The sequence below is a fragment of the Arthrobacter sedimenti genome (assembly GCF_042652025.1).
Taxonomy (GTDB): domain Bacteria; phylum Actinomycetota; class Actinomycetes; order Actinomycetales; family Micrococcaceae; genus Arthrobacter; species Arthrobacter sedimenti.
On the sequence record NZ_JBHSDQ010000004.1, the window covers coordinates 375466 to 397582 of the forward strand.

18 protein-coding genes are annotated in these 22117 nt (G+C 67.1%); 11 read left to right on the plus strand and 7 right to left on the minus strand.

Translation table 11 applies throughout. The annotated features are described in order from the left end of the window. The first annotated feature begins 281 nt into the window (after positions 1-281). The gene (locus ACFO0G_RS12315; RefSeq protein ID WP_286400020.1) at positions 282-1259 is read left to right on the plus strand and encodes an ABC transporter substrate-binding protein; all 978 of its coding nucleotides are present in this window, start codon (positions 282-284) and stop codon (positions 1257-1259) included. A 68-nt stretch (positions 1260-1327) separates the two neighbouring features. Here the strand turns inward: ACFO0G_RS12315 and ACFO0G_RS12320 are convergent, their stop codons facing one another. Further along, on the minus strand, positions 1328-2026 hold the full coding sequence (locus tag ACFO0G_RS12320; RefSeq protein ID WP_286400024.1) for a maleylpyruvate isomerase family mycothiol-dependent enzyme: 699 nt from the start codon (positions 2024-2026) through the stop codon (positions 1328-1330). 332 nt (positions 2027-2358) lie between these two features. Here ACFO0G_RS12320 and ACFO0G_RS12325 point away from each other — a divergent pair, with 332 nt between their 5' ends. The 4 genes from ACFO0G_RS12325 (at position 2359) to catC (ending at position 6138) form a co-directional block, all read left to right on the plus strand. Next, positions 2359-3732, plus strand: a complete 1374-nt coding sequence (locus tag ACFO0G_RS12325) for an MFS transporter (RefSeq protein ID WP_376977874.1) — start codon at positions 2359-2361, stop codon at positions 3730-3732. Positions 3733-3807: 75 nt separating this feature from the next. Continuing rightward, complete coding sequence (locus ACFO0G_RS12330; RefSeq protein ID WP_286400030.1) at positions 3808-4728, plus strand: LysR substrate-binding domain-containing protein; 921 nt, start codon at positions 3808-3810, stop codon at positions 4726-4728. Next, a complete protein-coding gene (locus tag ACFO0G_RS12335; protein WP_376977876.1) occupies positions 4725-5825 on the plus strand; it encodes a mandelate racemase/muconate lactonizing enzyme family protein in 1101 nt (366 codons plus the stop codon). The genes ACFO0G_RS12330 and ACFO0G_RS12335 overlap by 4 nt, the downstream gene beginning before the upstream one ends. Positions 5826-5859: 34 nt before the next feature. After that, positions 5860-6138 (plus strand): muconolactone Delta-isomerase, encoded by a 279-nt coding sequence (gene catC, locus ACFO0G_RS12340; protein WP_286400035.1) that lies wholly within the window; start codon positions 5860-5862, stop codon positions 6136-6138. Positions 6139-6143: 5 nt separating this feature from the next. Here catC and ACFO0G_RS12345 read toward each other — a convergent pair whose 3' ends face one another. The 5 genes from ACFO0G_RS12345 to benA all read right to left on the minus strand — a co-directional run bounded on the left by ACFO0G_RS12345 (position 6144) and on the right by benA (position 13510). After that, positions 6144-8975, minus strand: a complete 2832-nt coding sequence (locus tag ACFO0G_RS12345; protein ID WP_376977877.1) for an AAA family ATPase — start codon at positions 8973-8975, stop codon at positions 6144-6146. A gap of 58 nt (positions 8976-9033) precedes the next feature. Further along, a complete protein-coding gene (locus ACFO0G_RS12350) occupies positions 9034-9861 on the minus strand; it encodes a 1,6-dihydroxycyclohexa-2,4-diene-1-carboxylate dehydrogenase (protein WP_376977879.1) in 828 nt (275 codons plus the stop codon). Beyond that, positions 9861-11432, minus strand: a complete 1572-nt coding sequence (gene benC, locus ACFO0G_RS12355; protein WP_376977881.1) for a benzoate 1,2-dioxygenase electron transfer component BenC — start codon at positions 11430-11432, stop codon at positions 9861-9863. Before benC ends, ACFO0G_RS12350 begins: the two co-directional genes overlap by 1 nt. 123 nt (positions 11433-11555) lie before the next feature. Further along, positions 11556-12092, minus strand: coding sequence for a benzoate 1,2-dioxygenase small subunit (gene benB / locus ACFO0G_RS12360; protein ID WP_376977883.1), 537 nt, complete (start codon positions 12090-12092; stop codon positions 11556-11558). Positions 12093-12124: 32 nt separating this feature from the next. Beyond that, entirely contained in the window at positions 12125-13510 is a 1386-nt protein-coding gene (gene benA / locus ACFO0G_RS12365) for a benzoate 1,2-dioxygenase large subunit (protein ID WP_376977885.1), read from the minus strand. A gap of 326 nt (positions 13511-13836) precedes the next feature. On the opposite strand from benA, the gene catA reads away from it, so the two are divergent. Then, on the plus strand, positions 13837-14718 hold the full coding sequence (gene catA, locus ACFO0G_RS12370) for a catechol 1,2-dioxygenase (protein ID WP_286400052.1): 882 nt from the start codon (positions 13837-13839) through the stop codon (positions 14716-14718). Between the two features lie 93 nt (positions 14719-14811). After that, entirely contained in the window at positions 14812-16089 is a 1278-nt protein-coding gene (locus tag ACFO0G_RS12375) for a benzoate/H(+) symporter BenE family transporter (protein ID WP_376977887.1), read from the plus strand. Positions 16090-16129: 40 nt separating this feature from the next. Here the strand turns inward: ACFO0G_RS12375 and ACFO0G_RS12380 are convergent, their stop codons facing one another. Further along, positions 16130-16318, minus strand: a complete 189-nt coding sequence (locus tag ACFO0G_RS12380) for a hypothetical protein (protein WP_376977889.1) — start codon at positions 16316-16318, stop codon at positions 16130-16132. Positions 16319-16470: 152 nt separating this feature from the next. Between ACFO0G_RS12380 and ACFO0G_RS12385 the strand changes: the two genes are divergently transcribed. The 4 genes from ACFO0G_RS12385 (at position 16471) to ACFO0G_RS12400 (ending at position 22099) form a co-directional block, all read left to right on the plus strand. Next, positions 16471-17097 (plus strand): TetR/AcrR family transcriptional regulator, encoded by a 627-nt coding sequence (locus ACFO0G_RS12385; RefSeq protein ID WP_376977891.1) that lies wholly within the window; start codon positions 16471-16473, stop codon positions 17095-17097. Between the two features lie 101 nt (positions 17098-17198). Next, a complete protein-coding gene (locus ACFO0G_RS12390; RefSeq protein ID WP_376977893.1) occupies positions 17199-18737 on the plus strand; it encodes an aldehyde dehydrogenase family protein in 1539 nt (512 codons plus the stop codon). After that, on the plus strand, positions 18738-20378 hold the full coding sequence (locus ACFO0G_RS12395; protein ID WP_376977895.1) for a GMC family oxidoreductase: 1641 nt from the start codon (positions 18738-18740) through the stop codon (positions 20376-20378). 146 nt (positions 20379-20524) lie between these two features. Next, positions 20525-22099 (plus strand): APC family permease, encoded by a 1575-nt coding sequence (locus tag ACFO0G_RS12400; RefSeq protein WP_376977999.1) that lies wholly within the window; start codon positions 20525-20527, stop codon positions 22097-22099. Positions 22100-22117 lie beyond the last annotated feature (18 nt).

Sequence of the window (22117 nt, forward strand, 5' to 3'; positions counted from 1 at the left end):
CCACCGTAATTTCCCGGGTATGGGGAGAACACGCGTAATCACCACTTGTCTTTTTTCCCCAAGTACTCGCTTTCTGCTGAATGTGTGACAAGCCCTACTTGACTGCAGGAACAGGGATCGGAGGGAAGCCCAAATGTGACCGCCGCGGTCCTCCGGTTAACCGCCGTTACTCCCTGTATCCCAGGGTTTCGAGGGCCTTTGGTTCCCCCTCCGGGGGTGCCGGATAGTTGCTGCAACGCGCACATTCCGTTGCATCTTTCGCCCCTTTCCCAGGAGGAACCATGGCCTTCACAACCAAGCCGGCCGCCGTCGTGGCCCTTGCCGTCTCAGCGCTGCTGGGACTGGCTGCCTGCTCCGATCCCGGCGCCTCGGCGGCGGAAGCACCGTCGTCGTCCGCTGCCAACTCAGCCGGCAAGACCTTCAACCTCTCCCCGCAGCAGGACCGCTTCAAGGTCTCCGCCGACCCCGCCGCTGCCGCCTTGGTCCCGGAGGCGATCAAGGCCGACGGCAAGCTCACCGTGGTGACCACCGGCGGGGCGGCTCCGCTCAGCCTCTTCGCCACGGACAACAAGACCCTGATCGGCAGCGAGGTGGATATCGCCTACGCGGTGGGCGAGACGCTGGGACTGGAAGTCGAGGTCCTGCCCGTAGCGTGGGCGGACTGGCCGCTGGGCATTGAGTCATCCAAGTACGAGGCCGTGCTCTCCAACGTCACCGTCACGGAGGCGCGCAAGGAGAAGTTCGACTTCGCCACCTACCGAAACGACCTGCTGGGCTTCTACGCCAAGAGTGATTCCAGCATCGGCGAGATCAAGGAAGCCAAGGACGTGGCCGGCAAGCGGATCATCGTGGGCTCCGGCACCAACCAGGAAGCCATCCTGGTGCGCTGGGACGAAGAGAACAAGAAGAACGGCCTGGCGCCGGTCCAGTTCCAGTATTACGACGACGACTCCGCCTCGAGCCTGGCGCTCCAGTCAGGCCGTGCGGACCTGACGTTCGGGCCCAACGCCGCCGCCGCGTACAAGGCGGCGCAGGACGGGAAGACGAAGCAGGTGGGCACGCTGAACGGCGGCTGGCCGCTGACGGCACAGATCGCCTTCACCACCAAGAAGGGCAACGGACTGGCAGTCGCCGCGCAAGCTGCGCTGAACCACCTGATCGACGACGGCACCTACGCCAAGATCCTGGACCGCTGGGGCCTTTCCTCCGAGGCCATCCAGAAGTCCGAACTGAACCCGGCGGGCCTGCCCAAGAAGTAGCGGCCTGCCGACGAAGGAATCCCCGCCGGTCCCAGCAATCGCTGGCGCCCGGCGGGGATTCTTTGGCTTTACCAGGCCGGCAGCGCGGGCACCGGACCCCCCGCTTCAATATCTTCGGCGTCACCGCGTGCCAGCCATTTCAGGAGGCCTTCCCGGTCCGACTCAATGCGCAGGCCGCCGTCACCGATGATCCACTCGTCGCGTTCCTCGGTCACCAGCGTCATCCCGGGTGCACCCTTGGCGCGCATGGCACGGACCACGGCCTCGATGGCGTTCAGCAGTGAATCGGGGTCGGCCTCTTCAATGGTCCAGGCGGTGTCCAGGTCATGATGGTGCACCACCACCTCGGCAATCCGCAGCGCCACAATGGACGTTGCCGGCAGCTCCCGGCCACCCACCTTAACTTCCGGCGCCGCAAGCTCCCCGGTCAACCGCCGGGCTTCATCGGCAAAAGCGGCGACCGAGTCCCGCACTTCAGCCAGGAGCTCCTCCCGCGGCAGGGCCGCCAGGGCAGCGATGGCCTGCGAGCGCGCTTCGGGGGACGCGTACAGCTGGCGTTCCTCCCCGGACGTAGCCCAGTCGATCAGCCCAACCAGTGCGCGCCCGCTGGAGGCGACGTGCGCGATGACGTGGGCGCGGGTCCACCCTTCACACAGCGAAGGAGCAGCCAGCTCTTCATCGGACAAGGAGGAGACCGTGGCAAGGAACATGTCCGTCTCCCGGCCCAGGCGGGACAGGTCTGAGTGCAGCCGTGCTGGATTGATCATTCCGCCAGCCTAACCGCGGCGCCATGCCCCCGGCCACGGTTACGGGCCGCCTGGTTCATACCGTCCGCCTATGGAATAAGACGCGGTCTGCCAGCACCGGCCGGACGCCCCTGCCGCCGGGTGCATTGAGCCTGTTCCTGCGGGATCCATCGCAAAAACAGCCCCTTTGATACGCAGGAACGGCACAATGCACCCCCGGCGCGAAACCGGGAATTCCCCTCATATGCCGTGCGTCACATTGCCTGTCACGCTGGGGTGCCGAGGCCCCCTGCGCGGATCCATCCGAATACCGCAAACGCCTCTCCACCCGCTCCCCCGAAAGGACCTGCGCCATGACGCTGCCGCACCCCCAACCCACGATCTCCGGAAACCCGGGAAAGGAGACACGGACAGCCAACTGGGTGGCTTTCGTCATCTGCGCCGCCCTCCTGTTCGACGGCTACGACCTGGTGGTCTACGGCACCGTCCTTCCGGGACTGCTCGCAGACGCAGGCCAAATCGGGCACTTCGATGCTGCCACCGCCGGGCTCCTGGGGTCCTGGGCCCTCATCGGCGTACTGGTGGGGTCGCTGGCATGCGGGGCGATCGGTGACTTCTTCGGCCGCCGCCGGCTGATGCTCGCCGGCATCGCCTGGTTCTCCCTGGGCATGTTCGCCACCGCCCTGGCCACGGACGTCACCGCCTTCGGCGCCCTCCGGTTTGCCACCGGGCTGGGCCTGGGCGTCGTCATCGCCAGCGCCGGCGCCACCATGGCCGAGTTCGCACCCGCGGGACGGCGGCAGTTCTACAACGCGGTCGTGTACTCCGGGGTCCCCGCGGGCGGCGTGCTGGCATCCGTCCTGGGCATCGCCTTCCTGGACAGCATCGGCTGGCGCGGCCTCTTCATCATTGGATCCCTGCCCCTTCTGGTCATCCTGCCCATTGCCTGGCGGAAGCTCCCGGAATCCCCGCGCTGGCTGCTGGCCCGGGGTCGGGAAGAGGAAGCCCTCGCCGCAGCATGGCGCACCGGGGTGCCGCTCGGCGAAGAGCAGGTGATCAGGGAGGCCGGCGCCGCTCCGCGGAAGTCCGGGTTCGCCGCCGTCTTCTCCCGCCAGTTCGCCGTGGCATCCATCCTGCTGGGCCTGATGTCCTTCTGCGGCCTCCTCCTGACCTACGGGCTCAACACCTGGCTGCCCAAGATCATGGAGGGCTACGGCTACGGCCGGACCTACGCCCTGTTCTTCCCGCTGGCCCTGAACCTCGGTGCCGTGGTGGGCGGACTGGTGGCCTCCCGGATGGCAGACCGGAACGGACCCCAGCGGGTCATCGCTGCCACGTTTGCCCTGGCCACCCTCTCCCTGGGGCTGATGACCTTCAGCTTCCCGCTGCCGCTGCTCTTCACGTTCATCGCCACCGCAGGGGTGGGAACCCTGGGCACCCAGGTGCTGGTCTACGGTTTCCAGTCCAACTACTTCACCACCAATGCCCGTGCCGCCGGCGTCGCCTGGTGCGCCAGCGTGGGCCGGCTCGGCGGGGTCCTGGGTCCGATCATCGGCGGCTGGCTGGCAGCCGCGGGGATCGGCGGGGCAACAGCCTTCTACATTTACGGCGCGGTGGCCCTGCTCGGCGGCGCCGTCACCATCCTGGTGCCGCGCCAGCACAGGCTGGAGGAAGCCCTGCCGGTCGTTGAAGAGCCACAAGATTACGTCGAAAAACTATCTAAGTAAGGCCTTTTATGGTTACTCTATGAATCAATGAGGCCACGCCGCGCCTCCTCCCGGCCAGTGGAAAGGTGGCACAGGATGGAAATCCGCCAGCTGAACTACTTCATCGCGGTCGCGGAGGAGCGGCATTTCGGCCGGGCGGCAAAGCGCCTGCACATGGCGCAGCCGCCGTTGTCCCAGCAGATCCGCCAGCTCGAAGACCAGCTGGGCGTCCAGCTCCTCAACCGCACCACCCGCCGGGTGGACCTGACGGCGGCGGGCCAGCTCCTGCTGGACCGCGGCCGCCAAATCGTCAACGACGTCGAGACGCTCCGCGCAGATGTCTACCAGGTGGGCAAGGGCGCCACCGGCGTCCTCCGGGTGGGGTTCTCCGGCTCGGCAACCTACGGTGTCATGCCCCGGATCGCGCGGCTCACTAAGCAGGTCCTTCCCGGCCTGTCGTTGGCGCTGAACGGAGAGATGCTGACGCCGTCCATGGAAGCGGGGCTGCGGAACGGCACCCTGGACGCGGCACTGCTGCGTCCTCCCGTTGCCTCCGAGGAAATCGACTACCGCGTGGTCACCCAGGAGCCACTCGTCGTCGCGCTCCCCTCCTTCAGTGCCCTGGCGGTGGACCGCCCCGTGGCCATGCACGAACTGCAGGACCAGGACTTCATCGCCTACTCACCGGAGTCCGTGCTGAACCGCATCACCTCGGACCTCTGCCGCCAGGCAGGCTTCCAGCCGCGGATCACGCAAGTGGTGGGTGAGACCTCCACCATGCTGGCGTTCGTGGCCGCGGGCGGCGGCGTCGCCGTCATGCCGTCCAGTGTGCGCGCCTTCCAGCTCGACGGCGTCGCCTACCGGGAAATCGACAATGTTCCCCCGGTGGAACTCGCCGTCGCCTGGCTGCGCGGCCACCCGTCCGCACTGCTGCAAAACTTCCTGGACATCGTGGCCACGGCAACCGCTGACGCCGCCACCCCCGCTCCTGCTGATGAAAGGCTCCCGCCATCATGAAGATCGCAGCCATCGAGGCGATCCCCTACTCGATCCCGTACCGCCACCCGCTCCATTTCGCCTCAGGCTCCGTGCACGAGGCCGACCACGTCCTGGTCCGCGTCCACACCGACGACGGCGTGGTGGGAACCGCAGACACCCCGCCCCGCCCGTACACCTACGGTGAGACGCAAAAGTCCATCGTCGCGGTCATGCAGGACGTCTTCGCCCCGCAACTGGTGGGCCTTGACGTCTTTGACCGGGAAAAGATCCAGGCCGTAATGGCACGCACCATCCACAACCAGACGGCCAAGGGCGCGGTGGACATCGCTGTTTGGGACGTCATCGGCAAGACCCTTGGGCAGCCCGTGACCAAGCTCCTGGGAGGCTACACCGACTCGCTGCGCGTCTCGCACATGCTCGGCTTCAAACCCGCCAAAGAGCTTCTGGCCCTGGCCCTGGAGTTCCGGGAAACCTACGGCATCAACACCTTCAAGCTGAAGACCGGACGCCGTCCGCTGAACCTGGACATCGAGGCCGCCAAGGTACTGCGGGAAGGCCTGGGCGAGGACGCCGAGCTGTACATGGACGCAAACCGCGGCTGGACCGCCAACGAGGCCGCCGAGGTGCTGCGCCGCACCGCCGACCTCGGCCTGCAGTTCCTTGAGGAACCGGACGACGCCCGCGAGGTCCTGGGCCGCCGGCGGCTGGTCACCAACTCCCCCATCCCCATTGCCGCGGACGAATCCGCCGCCAACCTGGGCGAGGCGGCCCGCGAAATCCTCACTGGCGGGGCCAACCTGCTGTCCATCAAGACCGCCCGGTCCGGCTTCACCGAAGCCGCCAAGATCGTTGGCATGGCCGAGGGCATGGGCATCGACGTCTACATCGGCAACCAGATCGACACCCAGGTAGGCACCGTGGCCTCCGTGGTGTTCGGCGCAGCCTTCGCCCACACCGCCAAGCGTGCGGCGGAACTTTCCAACTACCTCGACATGACCGATGACCTGCTGGCCCAGCCGCTGGCCATCACCGGCGGGCGGATCCACGTTCCCGAAGGCCCCGGCGCCGGCACCGACGTGGACGAGGACAAGCTCGCCCATTACCGCACCGACTGACACCCTTCCATTCCAATTCCACCGAGAGGTCACCATGAAGTATCTGGTCCATATGGACGTCAACCTGCCCGCCGGCATGCCTGCCGAAGAAGCCGCCGGAATCAAGGCAAAGGAGAAGGCCTACTCCCAGGAACTGCAGCGCTCCGGCAAATGGCCCGAGATCTGGCGGGTGGTGGGTGAATACGCCAACTACTCCGTCTTCGACGTCGAATCGAACGACGAGCTGCACGGGATCCTGCAGGGCCTTCCCCTGTTCCCGTACATGGACATCACCGTGGTGCCGCTTGCCAAGCACCCCTCGGACGTGAAGTAGCCGGCTCAGTCCTTGGCCCGGAACGCGGCCGCGAGTTCGCTGCGTGACCGGATTCCCATCTTCCTGTACAGCCGCGTGAGGTGGTACTGCACCGTCTTTTCGGCCAGGAACAAGGCCCGGGCCGCCTCCTTGTTGGTTGCGCCCGCCGCCACCAACTCGGCCACGGCCTGTTCCTGGGCCGTGAGCTGTTGATGGTGGCTGCCCACCGACGAAAGCACCGGGTCCGCCGGGTCCGGCAGGTTCCCGATGTCCAGGCCGGTGGCCTTCAGCTCGCGGTCGCACCGTTCCACATAGGTGGTCGCGCCAAGGGTGTCGTACAGGTCCCGCGCCGCCCGCAGCACCGATGAGGCCAGGCGCCGCTTTCCGGCCCGGCGCATGCTTTGCCCGAACGCGAAACTGATCCGCGCCCGCAGATAGGGGCGGTTGAGCCCACGAAGGTGACCCAGCGCCGCCTCGAAGTACTCCCTCGCCGTGTCCGGGTCCCCCTGGGCGGCCAGCAGCCGGCCCCTGGCCCACGCCACCCGGGCCAGGTCGGAGGGGACTTCGCGCTCGCGGTGCACTCCTTCGAATGCGGTAAGGAACGTCTCTGCGGCGTCGAGTTTGTCGGTCATGACCAGCGCATTGACATAGGTGTCCTGCCACGGCCAGAAGGACACCCGTTGATCGGTCCAAGGGTCCAGCTCCGGCAGCGGCTGCAGGGCCGCCAGGGCGCTTTCGTAGTCCGCCCGCGCCTCGTGGAAGCGGGCACGCGCCAGGCTGGCCGGGACCTGCATGGCCCGGTATGTTCCCGGCTGCACCGCGGCCTGCGACACGTAGTAGCGTGCCCGGTCCCAATCGCCCCGCATGGACCACAGCTCGGCGGCCGTCCAGTACAGCAGCGGCCGGATCAGCGGCATCCGCGAGGTCTCCAGCCGGACGCTTGCCCGGGAGATGGTGGCGGCGGCCGCGTCCCAGTTGCCCAGCACCAGGTGCGTGCGGGCCAGCCAGGCCTCGGCCCACAGGGAGATCCGCAGCGATCCCCCGCGGTACTCGGTGGGGGCGGCAGACTCGAAATTCACCAGCGCGGATTCGGCGTTGTCCAGGCGCAGGGCCAGCCAGCCGGCGCCCATCTGCACCCGCTGCTTCTGGGCATTCTCGGCGGCCTGGGCAGAGGCCCGCTGGTAGGAGGCCTCGGCGTCCGCTATCCGGCCCTGGGCGTACAGGCCCAGGCCGTAGATGGCCTCCGACTCGATGTGCGCCGGAGTTCCAGGCTCCGTCAGGGCCATGGCGCGTTCGGCCCAGCCGGTGATTATCGGACCATTCCAGGAGGCCACCCCGTGGAGCACGAAACGCTGGGCCACCTGCGCCGCCGCGGCGGGTTCGTGCTGCGGATTGCTGGTCCGCCAGGCCATCTCCAGCTGGCTTTGGGCGCTGTCATTCTGGCCGGACACCGTGGACAGGTACCCCAGCACCGAGGAGCGCAGGGGCGACGGCGGCAGGGCGTCCACCGCGCCGGCCCAGGCCTGCGCCTGGGCCACGTTGCCGGAGCCCACCAGGGCGTCGACGGCTTTCAGGAGCCGGAGGTTGCGGGCGCGGATGTCAGGGGAGAGCCGCGAGGCGGAGAACAATGCGGTGGAGGCATCCTGCCATGCGCCCACCGTGGCCTGCCGCCGGGCGAATTCCTCCAGTTCGGCGGCCAGGGTTTCGTCCGCGGCCGGGGTGGCAGCGACGCGGTGGCCCAGCTGTTCGCCCTCGGACTGGACAACCTCGGCGGCTTTCCGGTGCAGGGCAATGCGCCGGCTGGGGACGATCTGTTCGTAGACGGCTTCCGCGGTGCCGGGTTCCAGGAAGGCGACGGCGGAGCGGGACTGGTCCACGGACAGCCCCAGCAGCCCGGCGCGGTGCCCCTCATCGAGCGCCGGCATGACGGATTCCAGGCCGCCCACCCTAGCCACCTCGGCCAGGCCCGCGCCGGGGCCGAGCACCGCAGCGGCTTCCGCGGCGGTCACCAGGGCAGGGGACGCGGCCGCCAGGACACTGCGGACCCTGGCGCGCACCCGGGAAGTGGGCGGAAGGGACGGGAACCACGACTGCCAGGTCTCCGGCGGCAGCTCACGGAGCAGCTCCACGATGGACTGGGCGATCCCGCCGGTGTGCGTCACCAGGCCGTGGGCCGCCGTCGCGCTGAGGTCCAGGCCGAACAGGCCCCGGGCCACGTCCTGGACCTGCTGCGGCGTGAGCGGTTCCAGTGGAATACGGACCACCTGGTGGCCGGTGAGGAAGTCGAGGACACCGGCGGGGACGCGGGACGCGTCACCAGGGTTCAGTGTCAGCAGGAACAGGACCCGCTTGTCGTGCAGCCTGCGCATGACGAAGGTGAGGACACGCAGGCTCTCCTCATCGAGCTTGTGGACGTCGTCGACGGCGACCACCACGCTGCCGTGCGTCTGCAGGCCTTCGAGATGGGTGCTGAAGGTGGAGGCGTAGTTGATCACCTGGTCGGGGGTCAGGGAGGCGACGGGCCCCGGCGCCACGGCCGGGCCGCCGTCGTAATCCTTAGCCGTCCGGAGCGGCAGGGTCCGCATGAGCTGGGAGTAGCCGGCCAGGGCGAACTGCGCCTCCCAGTCGTCCCCCATGGCGGACAGGACGCGGACGCCGCGGGCGGCCGTCCGGCAGTGGTCAAGGAAGAGTTCCAGGAGCGCGGTTTTGCCGGACCCGGACGGTCCGGAGAGGACCACGGTTCCCACCTTGCCCTTGCGGACGGTGCGGAGGATTTCCAGCAGCTGCTCGAACGCCGCGGCCCGGCCCGCCAGCGGGAAGCCCTCCGCCATCTCGCCCTGGGTGGAGCCCGCCGTCATGGCCGCCATCCTACCGGAGCGGCCCGGGCGCCCCCATTGCGCGCATCCACCGGATGCACTAGCCCAGGTCGCCGCCGGCCACAGGGAGGATGCTGCCGGTGAGGTAGGAGGCCTCGTCCGAGGCAAGGAACACGATGGGCGCTGCCTGCTCATCCAGGGTGCCGTAGCGCTTCATGAACGAGGACTCCACCGTCTGGTCAACGATGGTTTGGTACCAATCCTTCTCGGTGGCGGATTCGGCTTCCGGCCCGCGCTTGACCTTGCGCGGAGGGGCTTCCGTGCCTCCCGGGGCGGTGGCCACCACGCGGATGCCGTGCCCGGCCACTTCCATGGCCAGCGACTGGGTCAGGGCGTTCACGCCGCCTTTTGCGGCGGCGTAGGGCACCCGGTGCATTCCCCGGGTGGCTACGGAGGAGACGTTCACGATCGTGCCGGAGCCCTGCTCCATCATCGCCGGCAGGACCGCCCGGCAGGTCCAGAGCGTGGGAAAGAGGGAGCGGCGGATTTCCTTCTCAATCTTGTCCTCGTCGTACTCCTGGTAGGGCCGGGCCCAGATGGTGCCGCCCACGTTGTTGACCAGGACGTCCACCCGGCCGTGGGCGGCGAGGGCGGCCTTGACGGCCTGGGTGGCGCCGGCGAAAGTTTCCAGGTCCGCGGTGACGGATGTGGCCGAGCCGCCCGAACCCGACGCCTTGGCGGCCTCCCCGACGCCGCGGGCAACATCGTGGACCAGGTCCGCGCGGTCCACCAGGACCACGGCGCCGCCTTCGGCGCCGATGCGTTCGGCCACCTTCTGGCCGATCCCCTGGGCGGCACCGGTGACGACGGCGACCTTGCCGCCGAACCTGCCCGGGGTCACGTATTGCCCGGCGTACGGCGCGGCCATCAGTGGGCCGCCTTGGCGTCGATGGCACCGACCATGGTGCCCTTGGCATCCTGGGCGTGGGCCATGATGACTTCGCGCAGCCGGGCTTTGTCCCCGCGTTCAAAGGCGTCGACGACGTCGAGGTGGTCCTGCGTGACGCGCTCGAAGATCGGCGTGCCGGCTTCGAAGGCCGCGGCCATCTGCGCGTGGACGTCCAGGCGGCGGTAGGACTCCAGGAGCATCGGGTTGTCGCAGATCGTGAAGAGGTACTCGTGGAATTCCTCGTTGGTGCGTGCAAACGCGTCGGGATCGGTGATGTTTCCTGCCTGCACCGAACCGGTGGTAGCTTCGGCCAGGCGGCGGAACTGGCGCAGCTGCTCCTGGCTGAGCCGCCCCAGCAGCAGTTCGCTGACGGCAAGCTCCAGGCCCATGCGGGCGTCCAACTGGGCGAAGCTGTCCTCCTTGCGGAAGTCCAGCCTGCCGGTCTCCAGCGAGGACACGGCCTCGCCGCGGCTCATGGTGTCGCCATCGGCCTGGATTTTCTCAACCGGAGCCGGGGCACCCGTTTCGGCGTCGCCTCCGGTGGTTTCCTTCGGCGCGAACCGTTCGAAGTAGAAGTTGGCGGGCTTGATGCCTTCGGTGTCCAGCCATTTGGAGACGGCGTTGACCATGGGCGGCGGGCCGCAGAGGTAGATGTCCACGTCGCCGTCGTTGAGGTGCTTCGGTTCGATGATCTGGGTGACGTAGCCGGTGTGCGGGGCGGAGGTGCCGGGCTCGGAGGCGATGTAGTCCCAGGTGAAGCCGGGCAGTTTCGCTTCGTAGGCGCGCAGCCAGTCCAGGCCGACGATGTCGGCCTCGCGGGTGAGCCCGTAGATCAGGTGGACCGGGGTGGAGGGCGGGTTTTCGGCGAGCTTTTCCAGGATGGACAGCAGCGGGGCCAGGCCGGTGCCGCCGGCCAGGAGCAGCAGGGGCCGCTTGGGCTCGCGCAGGAAGAACGATCCGTACGGGCCGGTGAAGTTGATGGTGTCACCCACGGCGGCACGGTCGCGGAGGTACTCGGACATGGCGCCCTGGGGGGTCACCCGGACCATGAAGGATGCGTCCTGGACCTCGGGGCCGCTGCTGAAGGAGTAGGAACGCTCGGCGTCGGTGCCGGGGACTTTGAGGTTGACGTACTGTCCGGGGAGGAAGGCCAGCGCGTCGCGGTTGTCCACCTCAAGGGTGAAGGAGACGGTGGTGTCCGTGTGCCGGTTGAGCTCCTTGATGGTGGAGGTGAAGGACGCGGCTGCCGTCTTCGCCGATTCGGACGTGGCCGGGATCTGGATGGCGAGGTCCGACTCCGGCACGGCCTGGCAGGTAAGCAGGTAGCCCTTTTCGAGTTCCTCCTCCGTCATGGCGTCGTCGATGAAGTCGCCCGGGTCGAAGGAACCGGAATCGCAGAAGGCCTTGCAGGTGCCGCAGGCGCCGTCCCGGCAGTCCGATGGAATGTTGATGCGTGCCTTATAGGCGGCATCCATGACGGTCTCATAGTCGCCGACCTTGATGACTTTGGTGACGCCGTCCTCGAAGCTGAGGGCTACTTTGTGGCCCATGGGGTCCTCCTGACTGTCCGGGCGCGCCATCGCGGTCCGGAAAAAGTTATGGCGTGCCCGGTGGGCACAGGGTGGAAAATGCCGTGCGGCGCCCGCAGGTCCCGGGCGCCGGCTGCTGGCAGGTCAGATCATGTAGACGTCCACCACGTGGTGGATGTAGTCGTTCTTCAGGACCACCTTCTTCTTCAGGATCACCGGCTGCGGACCTGAAAGGTCCAGGGTGTAGTAGCTGGTGCCGAAGTAGGTGTCCGTCGTGTTGTAGCGGAAGTAGAGGGTGAACCAGTTGAAGCGCACGTCCACCGTGCCGCCGTCGTTCGTCAACACCTCGACGTCCGTGATGTTATGGCCCGTGCGGGGCTCCGGGAGGGAAGTGGCGGAGGACCTGTCGGTCTTGATCCGGAACACCCGGTCCTCGATGCCGCCTCGGTTGTCGTAATAGATCAGGGAGATCTCGTTCTGGGGGTCCTGCGTCAGCTGGTCGTCCACGTCCCAGGCCGGCATCCAGAATTCGGAGTCCGGGTGGTAGCACTCCAGCCATTCGTCGAACTGGCGGTCATCCAGCAGGCGGGCTTCCCGGTAGAGGAACGCGCGGACGGTTTCGAGGGTTGCGATCTCCTCCGCGGTCTTCAGGGCCGGGGCGGTGTGGGTCAGGTTGGTCATGGGTTCTGCGCTCTCTGTGGTTCGGCGGGCTCTCAGGCGGAGACGGGAACGGATTCCAGGGCGGAACGCTCCTCTTCCTCCGCCAGGGCCCGGTCCATGACTTCCTTCCAGTACCCGTGCTGGATGGGGTAGAGCCCTTCGTCTTCGGTGCGCATGCCGGAGGCGATCACCCGGGTCATGCCCAGGGCCTGTGCCTGCTCATCCGGCCCGGTGATCTCGTGGGCAGAGCCGCGGGTCATGTCGTTCCACGGGGCGCTGGTGGCCCAGTAGGTCTTGTTGCAGGAGCGGAATTCCTCCAGGTCGTCCGGCGTGGCCATGCCCGTGGCGTTGAAGAAGTCCTCGTACTGGCGGATGCGCTTGGAACGGTTCTCCTGGGACTCGCCCTTGGGGGCGATGCAGTAGATGGTCACCTCGGTCTGGTCCGCGGAGATGGGCCGGAAGTGCCGGATCTGCGAGGAGAACTGGTCCATGATGTAGACGTTCGGGTACAGGCAGAGGTTGCGCGAGATGTTGATCATGAAGTTCGCCATCTCCTCGCCGTACTTGGCCACAAGCTCGTCGCGGCGGTCCCACAACGGGCGGTCCTGGGGGTTGGTCCATTCCTGCCACAGCAGCAGGTGCCCGTGGTCGTAGGAGTAGAACCCGCCCTTGACTTTGCCCCACTTGCCGGCGTCCATGGCCTTGGTCTTGTTGGCCGAATCCCCGGCGCTGCGGCGGGCCGTGGTGGCTGCATAGTTCCAGTGCACGGCGGTGACGTGGTAGCCGTCGGCGCCGTTCTCGGCCTGGACCTTCCAGTTGCCGTCGTAGGTGTAGGTGGAGGAGCCGCGCAGCACTTCCAGGCCCTCGGGCGACTGGTCCACGATCGAGTCGATGACCTTGGTGGCATCGCCCAGGTGCTCCTCGAGCGGGAGCACGTCGGCCTTCAGCGAGCCGAACAGGAAGCCGCGGTAGGACTCGAAGCGGGCCACCTTGGTGAGGTCGTGTGAGCCTTCCTTGTTGAAGGTCTCGGGGTAGCCGGCGTTCCGGGAGTCCTTGACCTTCAGCAACTCGCCGGAGTTCTTGAAGGTCCAGCCGTGGAACGGGCAGGTGAACGTGGTGCGGTTGTCCGTCTTGCGGCGGCACAGCATGGCGCCGCGGTGCGAACAGGCGTTGACCAGGCAGTTCAGGTTTTCATCCTTGTCCCGGGTGATCATCACGGGGGTACGGCCGATGTAGGTGGTGAAGTAGTCGCCCACGTTAGGGATCTGCGACTCGTGGGCGAGATACACCCAGTTGCCTTCGAAGATGTGCTTCATCTCGAGTTCGAAGATCTCCTGGTCGGTGAAGATCTCGCGCTTGGCCCGGATGACGCCGTTCTCGCGGTCGTCGATCACGGCGTCGGCAAGGACCTCGCGGGCATGGATCAGGTTCTCGGTCATGGCGTGCTCCTTCATTGGAGATTGCTGGACGGATGGTCGGAGGTCCACTCGGGAAGGGGCTTCGGCGGCGGACGTTGTCCAGCAATTCTTGCCGCTCGTGATTGGCCTCACATCAGGCAAATACCTAGGTTCCACCAAGGGTGTCTTTATGTATCGATAATGACTCAAAAGACGCCTAGTTGATATTTGTAGCGTCCTTATCTGCGGGCCTACGATTGAGACCGACATCACGCGGTGCGGCGCAGGGCATGACGACTGGCCCGGCAGCCCGCGTCGGGTGCAGGAGCCCTTCCTGTCCCCATTCAATGAGGAAGGTGGACATTGTCATGACCCAAACCCCAACGGACAGCCGCACGGAAAACGAAGGCACCGCCGTCGAAGCAGGCACCAAGGCAACCGAGCGGTTCGCAGCGTCGGGCAAGCTCTCCAAGGTGGATGTATCCAAGGAACGGGTGAGCCTGCTGGCCGGCGCGCTGATCAAGGCCGCCAACGACATCGTCGAGGAACACCAGGTCACCTACGAGGAATACAACGCGCTCAAAGCGTGGCTGATCAAGGTCGGGACGGACGGTGAATGGCCGCTGTTCCTCGACGTCTGGCTTGAGCACACCGTTGAGGACGTCAACTCCCAGGACCGTCCCGGCACCGTGGGAACCATTGAGGGCCCGTACTACGTTCCCAATTCCCCGGAACTCCAGACGCCCGCCACGGTTGAAATGCGCGACGGCGAGGAGGGCACCCCGCTGCGCTTCAGCGGCCAGTTCACCGACACCGACGGCGACCCCATCCAGGGTGCCCAGGTGGAGATCTGGCACGCGGACGCCGCCGGTTTCTACTCCCAGTACGCCCCGGGCCTGCCCGAGTGGCTCTTCCGCGCCACCGTCAAGGCTTCCGACGATGGCCGGTTCGAGATCAACACGATGCGTCCGGCGCCCTACCAGATCCCCACGGACGGGGCCTGCGGGCAGCTGATCAGTGCGGCGGGCTGGCACGCCTGGCGTCCGGCGCACATCCACATCAAGGTGTCCGCACCGGGCTACGAGCCGGTCACCCAGCAGCTCTACTTCCCCGGCGATCCGCACAACGCCGACGACATCGCCTCGGCAGTGAAGCCTGAACTGATGCTGGACCCCCGCCCCCGTACCGACGGAAAGGGCGAGGAAGTAGTTTATGACTACGTCCTGGCAAAGCAGGGCCAGAAGAAGTAGCACGCAAACTGGGAGATATCCCCGCACGGAGGCGCTCCGGAGCTGATGCTTCGGAGCGCTTCCGGTTTTTCCGCCCCCCAGCCAGGAGCCCCGATGAGCCACCCCCGCCACCATCCGACCGCCAGCTCCGTCGAGCCAGGCCGGCCGGCGCCGGAACCCCTGCTGGAACGTCCGGGGGTCCGGCCCGCGGGTCCCCGCCGGATCCTCCGCGACCTGGGCCTGTCGTATGTCTCAAACGGCGCCATTGGGCTCATTTTCGCGGCGTCCGGGCCCATCGCCGTCACGCTGGCCGTCGGGACCGCGGGCGGCCTGACCCAGGGCCAGCTGTCGTCCTGGGTTTTTGGCATCCTCTTTTCCGGCGGGGCCGCCACCCTGCTGATGTCACTGATTTACCGGCAGCCGCTGGGCTTCGCCTGGTCCATCCCAGGGACGGTACTCCTGGGGCCGTCCCTGCAGCACCTGGCCTTCCCCGAAGTCGTCGGGGCCTTCTTCACCTCCGGCGTGCTGATCCTCGCCCTGGGCGCAACCGGCGTGGTGCGCAAAGCCATGGCACTGGTGCCCATGCCGCTCGTAATGGCCATGGTGGCTGCGGTGTTCCTGAAGTTCGGCACGGACATTGTTGCCTCCGCCCAGGACAACCCGGCCGTGGCTGCCCCGATGGTGGCTGCGTTCCTGGTCCTCACCGCGGTTCCCAGGCTGGGCCGGTACCTGCCGCCGGTCCTGGGCACCCTGGTGGCGGGCGGCATCGCCGTGGCGGCCAGCGGCCAGTTCAACCTGCCACCCGGCGGACCGCTCCTGGCCACCACGGTCTTCACCGCCCCTGATTTCACGTGGGCCGCCCAGCTCGAACTGGTGGTTCCCCTGACCCTGACCGTCCTGTTCGTCCAAAACGGCCAGGGCATCGCCGTCCTCCGCGCTGCCGGCCATCAGCCGCCGGTCAATGCCTTCGCTATTGCCTCCGGCGCCTTTTCGGTGCTGAATGCCGGTTTCGGCGCAGTTTCGGCGTGCGTTACCGGCCCCACCAACGCTCTGTTGACCTCGTCCGGGAAGAGGGAGCGCCAATACACGGCGGCCGTGGCATACGGGCTGCTGGCCCTGGTGTTCGCGGCATTTGCCCCCACCCTGACACGGCTGATGCTGGCCGCGCCCAAGGAGTTCGTCCTGGCACTGGGCGGCATCGCGATGCTGCGGGCCCTCCAGCAGGCGTTCGTCACGGCCTTCGCCACCAGCTTCACCCTGGGTTCGCTGGTGACGTTCGTGGTGACCATCTCCGGCATGAACCTCTTCAACATCCATGCAGCCTTCTGGGGCCTGGTCATTGGCTACGGGGTGTCCCGCCTGCTGGAGCGCGCCGACCACGCCCAGCCTTGATCCTGACCGGGCTTCTCACAGCGGCCGCCGGAACCTTGCGTCAGTGCGGGTCCGGCTCCAGCGCCCACGCCAGCCGGTGCAGGAGGGTCGCGGTCCTGCTCCGGAAAGCCAGCCAGGCGGACCGCTTCCGCCCGGGCTGCGCGCTGAAATGCGGCGCGTGGGGCTGCGCGCTTTCGCCGGCGCGGAAGGCGCCGGCGAATAAGAGGGCCATGAGGCTGGCGCTTTCCATCGTTCTCCAAGCTGTACTAAAGAATCCCGCGTGTACAACCACCGTGCCCTTTAGCGGGGACTTCAAACACAATTCACTGGCTGGCCGCCCGCCGGCAGAGCGCGCTGGAGCCGCGTTAGGCACGCGCAAGGCACAGGCAATAGTCTGGCCAGATGGGGACCAGTGCCGTGAACTCCGGCGAACAGACTGACAGGCAATCGCGCATCCTTGACGCAGCCATGGAACTGCTGTCACGCCACGGGATTTCGGGCGTAAGCATGCGCGCCGTGGCGCGGGAGGCCGGCGTGGCGCTGGGCCTGGTCAACTACTACTACGACGACAAAACCACCCTGATCCGCGCTGCGTTGAGCCGCGTGGACGAGCATGACCTGTTACTCGTCGCCCCCGACCCGTCGGTTGCCCCGGATGAACAGCTGCGGCGGGCGCTCCGGCGGGTGGCAGGAGCCGACCTGCTCACCACGCGCTACCTGTCATTGCGCCTGCATCTGTGGGCCCTGGCCCAGGCCGATGAGGACTACGCGCAGATCAACGCCGCCGCCTTCGACCGGTATATCGACGGCGTCGCGGCACTCATTTCCAGCGCCAGGCCGGAGTTGCCGTGGGAGGTGTGCAGGGAGCGGGCGTCGGACATTGTGGTCATCCAGAACGGCGTCTGGCTGACCGCGCTGCTGGGCGTTGACAAGGCTTCAATTGAGCGAAGCATCGAGCGGACGGAGCAGATCGCGTTCGCACCGCTGGACGGCACGGCCAGCCAGGAGCAGGAAGCCGGCCAGCCCTAAGAAACCCTGCAGCAGCGCAACTGTAGCGCCCCTGCGTAGTATTGAACAAGTGTTCAAGAAAAGTATTGAACACTCGTTCAATGTGCATTACTGTCCTTCCTATGACTTACGCCACACCGGCCCAGGAAGCCGCCCAGAGCACTGCAACCGAGACAGCCGCCACCTTGTTCGTCAACGGCAAATGGGAACCGGCAGCCTCCGGCGCCGTCCGTGAAATCCGCAACCCGGCCGACGGCGAGCTGGTGGCCCTGGTGTCCGAGGCAGGCCGCGAAGACGCCGAACGCGCCATCACGGCAGCCCGCGCTGCCTTCGACTCGGGCGTCTGGTCCTCCGTCCCGGCCCCTGAGCGCGGCACATTCCTCCTGAAGGTGGCCGCCGGGCTGCGGGAGCGCCGGGAAGAGTTTGCCCGTGCAGAGTCGCTGGACACCGGCAAGCGGATGGTGGAAAGCCGCATCGACATGGACGACATTGCCGCCTGCTTCGAGTATTTCGGCCGGCTGGCCGGGCAGCAGGCAGGGCGCGTCGTGGATGCCGGGAACCCTGCCGTCGCCAGCAAAATCGTCTACGAACCCGTGGGCGTCTGCGGACTCATCACGCCGTGGAACTATCCCCTGCTCCAGGCGGCGTGGAAGATCGCCCCCGCGCTGGCCGCAGGCTGCACCTTCGTCCTCAAGCCCTCCGAGCTGACCCCGTCCACCAGCATCCTGGCCATGCAGCTGCTGCAGGACCTCGGCCTGCCGGACGGCGTGGCCAACCTCGTCACCGGTGCCGGCGCCCAGGCAGGCGCACCGCTCTCGGAACATCCCGACGTCGACCTCGTGTCCTTCACCGGCGGCCTGGAAACCGGCAAGCGCATCGCCGCGGCCGCCGCCGGCACCGTCAAGAAGGTGGCGCTGGAACTCGGCGGTAAGAACCCCAACGTGGTGTTCGCCGACGCGGACTTCGACGCCGCCGTCGACAACGCCCTCAACGGCGCGTTCGTCCACTCCGGACAGGTCTGCTCCGCCGGCGCCCGGCTGGTGGTGGAGGAATCCATCGCCGGCCGCTTCGTGGATGAACTGGTCCGCCGCGCCAAGGACATCCGGATCGGCGGCCCCTTCGACGAGGACGCCGAGACCGGCCCGCTGATCTCCGCCGCCCACCGGGACAAGGTGGACGCCTACGTCCAGCGCGGCATCGCGGAGGGCGCGCGGCTGCGGACGGGCGGCGCGGCGCCGCAGGGAGAAAAGTACGACGCCGGGTTCTACTACCAGCCCACCATCCTGGACCAGGTGCAGCGGGGCATGTCCGTGGTCACCGATGAGGCGTTCGGCCCGGTGGTGACGGTGGAAACCTTCCGCACCGAGGACGAGGCAGTGGCCACCGCCAACGACACCATCTACGGCCTGGCCGGCGCCGTCTGGACGCAGGATGCCGGCAAGGCCCAGCGCGTGGCCGGCAGGCTCCGGCACGGCACCATCTGGATCAACGACTACCACCCCTACCTCCCCCAGGCCGAGTGGGGCGGCTTCGGCCAGTCCGGCGTCGGCCGCGAGCTGGGCCCCACGGGCCTGGCCGAGTACCAGGAAGCCAAGCACATCTACCAGAACACCAGCCCGCAGGTCACCGGCTGGTTTGCTGACCACGGCAAGGAGAACTAGATGCACTACGACAACATCGAGGACGTGAGCGACCGCGGGTTCGACTACGTCGTCATCGGCGGCGGGTCCGCCGGTGCCGCCGTGGCAGCCCGGCTCAGCGAGGATCCGGACGTGATCGTGGCCCTCGTCGAGGCGGGCCCGGATGACCGGAACATTCCCGAGATCCTGCAGCTGGACCGCTGGATGGAACTGCTGGAATCCGGGTATGACTGGGACTACCCCATCGAGCCGCAGGAAAACGGCAACTCCTTCATGCGCCACGCCCGCGCCAAAGTCATGGGTGGCTGCTCCAGCCACAACTCCTGCATCGCCTTCTGGGCCCCGCGCGAGGACCTGGACGAATGGGAGTCCAAGTACGGCGCCACGGGCTGGAACGCCGCCAACGCGTGGCCTCTGTACCAGCGGCTGGAGACCAACGAGGACGCGGGCCCGGACGCACCCCACCACGGCGACTCCGGCCCCGTGCACCTGATGAACGTGCCCCCGGCGGATCCTGCCGGCGTCGCGCTTTTGGATGCCTGTGAGCAGACCGGGATTCCCCGGGCGAAGTTCAACACCGGCACCACCGTGGTCAACGGCGCCAACTTCTTCCAGATCAACCGCCGCGCTGACGGCACCCGCTCGTCCAGCTCCGTCTCCTACATCCATCCCATCGTGGACCGCCCCAACTTCACGCTGCTGACCGGACTCCGCGCCCGCCAGCTGGTGTTCGACGCGGACAAGCGCTGCACTGGCGTGGACGTGGTGGACGGCGCGTTCGGCCGGACCCACCGGCTCACCGCCCACCGGGAAGTCATCGTGTCAACCGGCGCGATCGACTCCCCCAAGCTGCTGATGCTCTCCGGCATCGGCCCGGCAGAGCACCTCGCCGCACACGGCATCGAGGTCCTGGTGGACTCCCCCGGCGTGGGCGAGAACCTGCAGGACCACCCGGAGGGCGTGGTGCAGTTCGAGGCCAAGCAGCCCATGGTGCAGACCTCCACCCAGTGGTGGGAGATCGGCATCTTCACGCCCACCGAGGACGGCCTGGACCGCCCGGACCTGATGATGCACTACGGCTCTGTCCCGTTCGACATGAACACGCTTCGGCACGGCTACCCCACCACGGAGAACGGCTTCAGCCTCACCCCCAACGTCACGCACGCCCGCTCCCGTGGCACCGTCCGGCTGCGCAGCCGCGACTTCCGCGACAAGCCCATGGTGGATCCCCGCTACTTCACGGACCCGGAAGGCCATGACATGCGCGTGATGGTGGCCGGCATCCGCAAGGCCCGCGAAATCGCCGCCCAGCCCGCCATGGCGGAATGGACCGGACGCGAGCTGTCCCCCGGCATCGAAGCACAGACCGACGAGGAGCTCCAGGACTACATCCGCAAGACCCACAACACCGTGTACCACCCCGTGGGCACCGTCCGCATGGGAGCGGACGACGACGGGATGTCGCCTTTGGATGCCCGGCTGCGGGTCAAGGGGGTCACCGGCCTCCGGGTCGCCGATGCGTCCGTCATGCCTGAACACGTCACCGTCAATCCCAACATCACCGTCATGATGATCGGCGAGCGCTGCGCCGACCTGATCAAGGCGGACTACGCCGGCACCGACGCCCTGGAAGAGAAGGAGCTCACCACGTCCCTCGCCTGAGCGGCGGGTCACAAGGGGCCGCGTTCCCAACAGCGCGGCCCCCGCAGAACGTTTATCTCGCCGCACCCCAGGGCGGCCGTACCCATCGTGCTTTTCTGAACTAGGAGTCCATATTGGAACCCAGCAAGAGTATTGATTCAAGCGGCATGGACGAATTCGGCTACACCCAGACGCTGGATCGAAGCATCGGCAAGTTTGCCAGCTTCGCGGCGGGTGTCAGCTACATCTCCATCCTCACCGGTGTTTTCCAACTGTTCTACTTCGGCTTTTCCATGGCCGGCCCGGCCTATGCCTGGTCCTGGCCCATCGTGTTCGTCGGCCAGCTGATGGTGGCCCTCTGTTTCGCCGAGCTGGCCGGCCGCTACCCCGTGGCCGGTTCCGTCTACAACTGGGCCAAGCGGCTCGCCTCCGGAACCTCGTCCTGGCTGGCCGGATGGCTGCTGCTGCTGTCCTCCATCATGGCGCTCGGTTCCGTGGCCCTGGCCCTGCAGATCACCCTCCCCCAGCTCTGGGAGGGCTTCCAGTTCGTCGGCGACGGCACCGGCCCCTACGACTTCGCCATGAACGGCGTGGTGCTGGCCACCATCATGATCACCATCTCCACCCTCATCAACGCGTTCGGCGTGAAGCTGATGACCCGGATCAACAGCATCGGCGTCTTCGTGGAACTCATCGCCGCCGTGCTGCTGGTCCTCGCCCTCGGCTGGCACGTGGTGCGCGGACCCGAGGTCTTTTTCCAGACCAACGGCTTCGGTGAAGGCAACGACCTTGGCTTCTTCGGCGTCTTCCTGATCGGCGCCATGGCCTCCGGCTACGTCATGTACGGCTTCGACACCGCCAGCTCCCTCGGCGAGGAAACCAAGGACCCCAAGAAGACCGCACCCAAGGCCATCCTGCGGGCTGTCACGGCGTCCTTCGTGCTGGGCGGCCTGATCCTGCTGTTCGGCATCCTGGCAGCACCGGACCTCACGGACCCCCAGGTGGGATCCCCCGACGGCGGGCTGCAGCACATTGTCCTCTCCGTCCTGGGCGGCCCTTTCGGCAAGGCCTTCCTGGCCTGCATCGTGGTGGCCGTGGTGGTCTGCACCCTGGCCGTGCACGCCGCCGCCATCCGCATGATGTTCGCCATGGCCCGCGACAACAACCTGCCTTTCAGCCGGCAGCTCAGCAAGGTGGACCCGGTTCGCAGGACCCCAACGGTCGCTGCGATCGTCATCGGCATCATGGCGGTCATCCCGCTGCTGGTCAACGTCATGCAGCCGGCCATCTTCACCATCCTGTCCAGCATCAGCATCGTGCTGATCTACCTGTCCTACCTCCTGGTCACGGTGCCCCTGCTGCGCAAGCGGTTCGCCAGGAAGTGGCCCATCCTGGATGACGGTTCCGAGCCCGGATTCTGCATGGGCAAGTGGGGGCTGCCGGTGAACATCCTGGCCGTCCTGTGGGGCGCCGCCATGACCATCAACCTGGTCTGGCCCCGGCCCGAGATCTACAACTCGGTGCCGCCGTTTGAGTGGTACCTGCAGTGGGGCGGGGTGATGTTCGTGGCTGCCGTGGTTGTTGGCGGTGCCCTGCTCTACCGCCTGAAGATCCGGCACCAGACCGGCGTACTGGCCGAGCACGCCGCAGCCGTGGCGGCCCATCCTTCGTCCAATGACCCCCGGTACGACGCGCCGGAGGAGACGGTGCCGGCAAACGCGGTCATGGCAACCGAAAGCTAGCAACACCACATGCCAGGG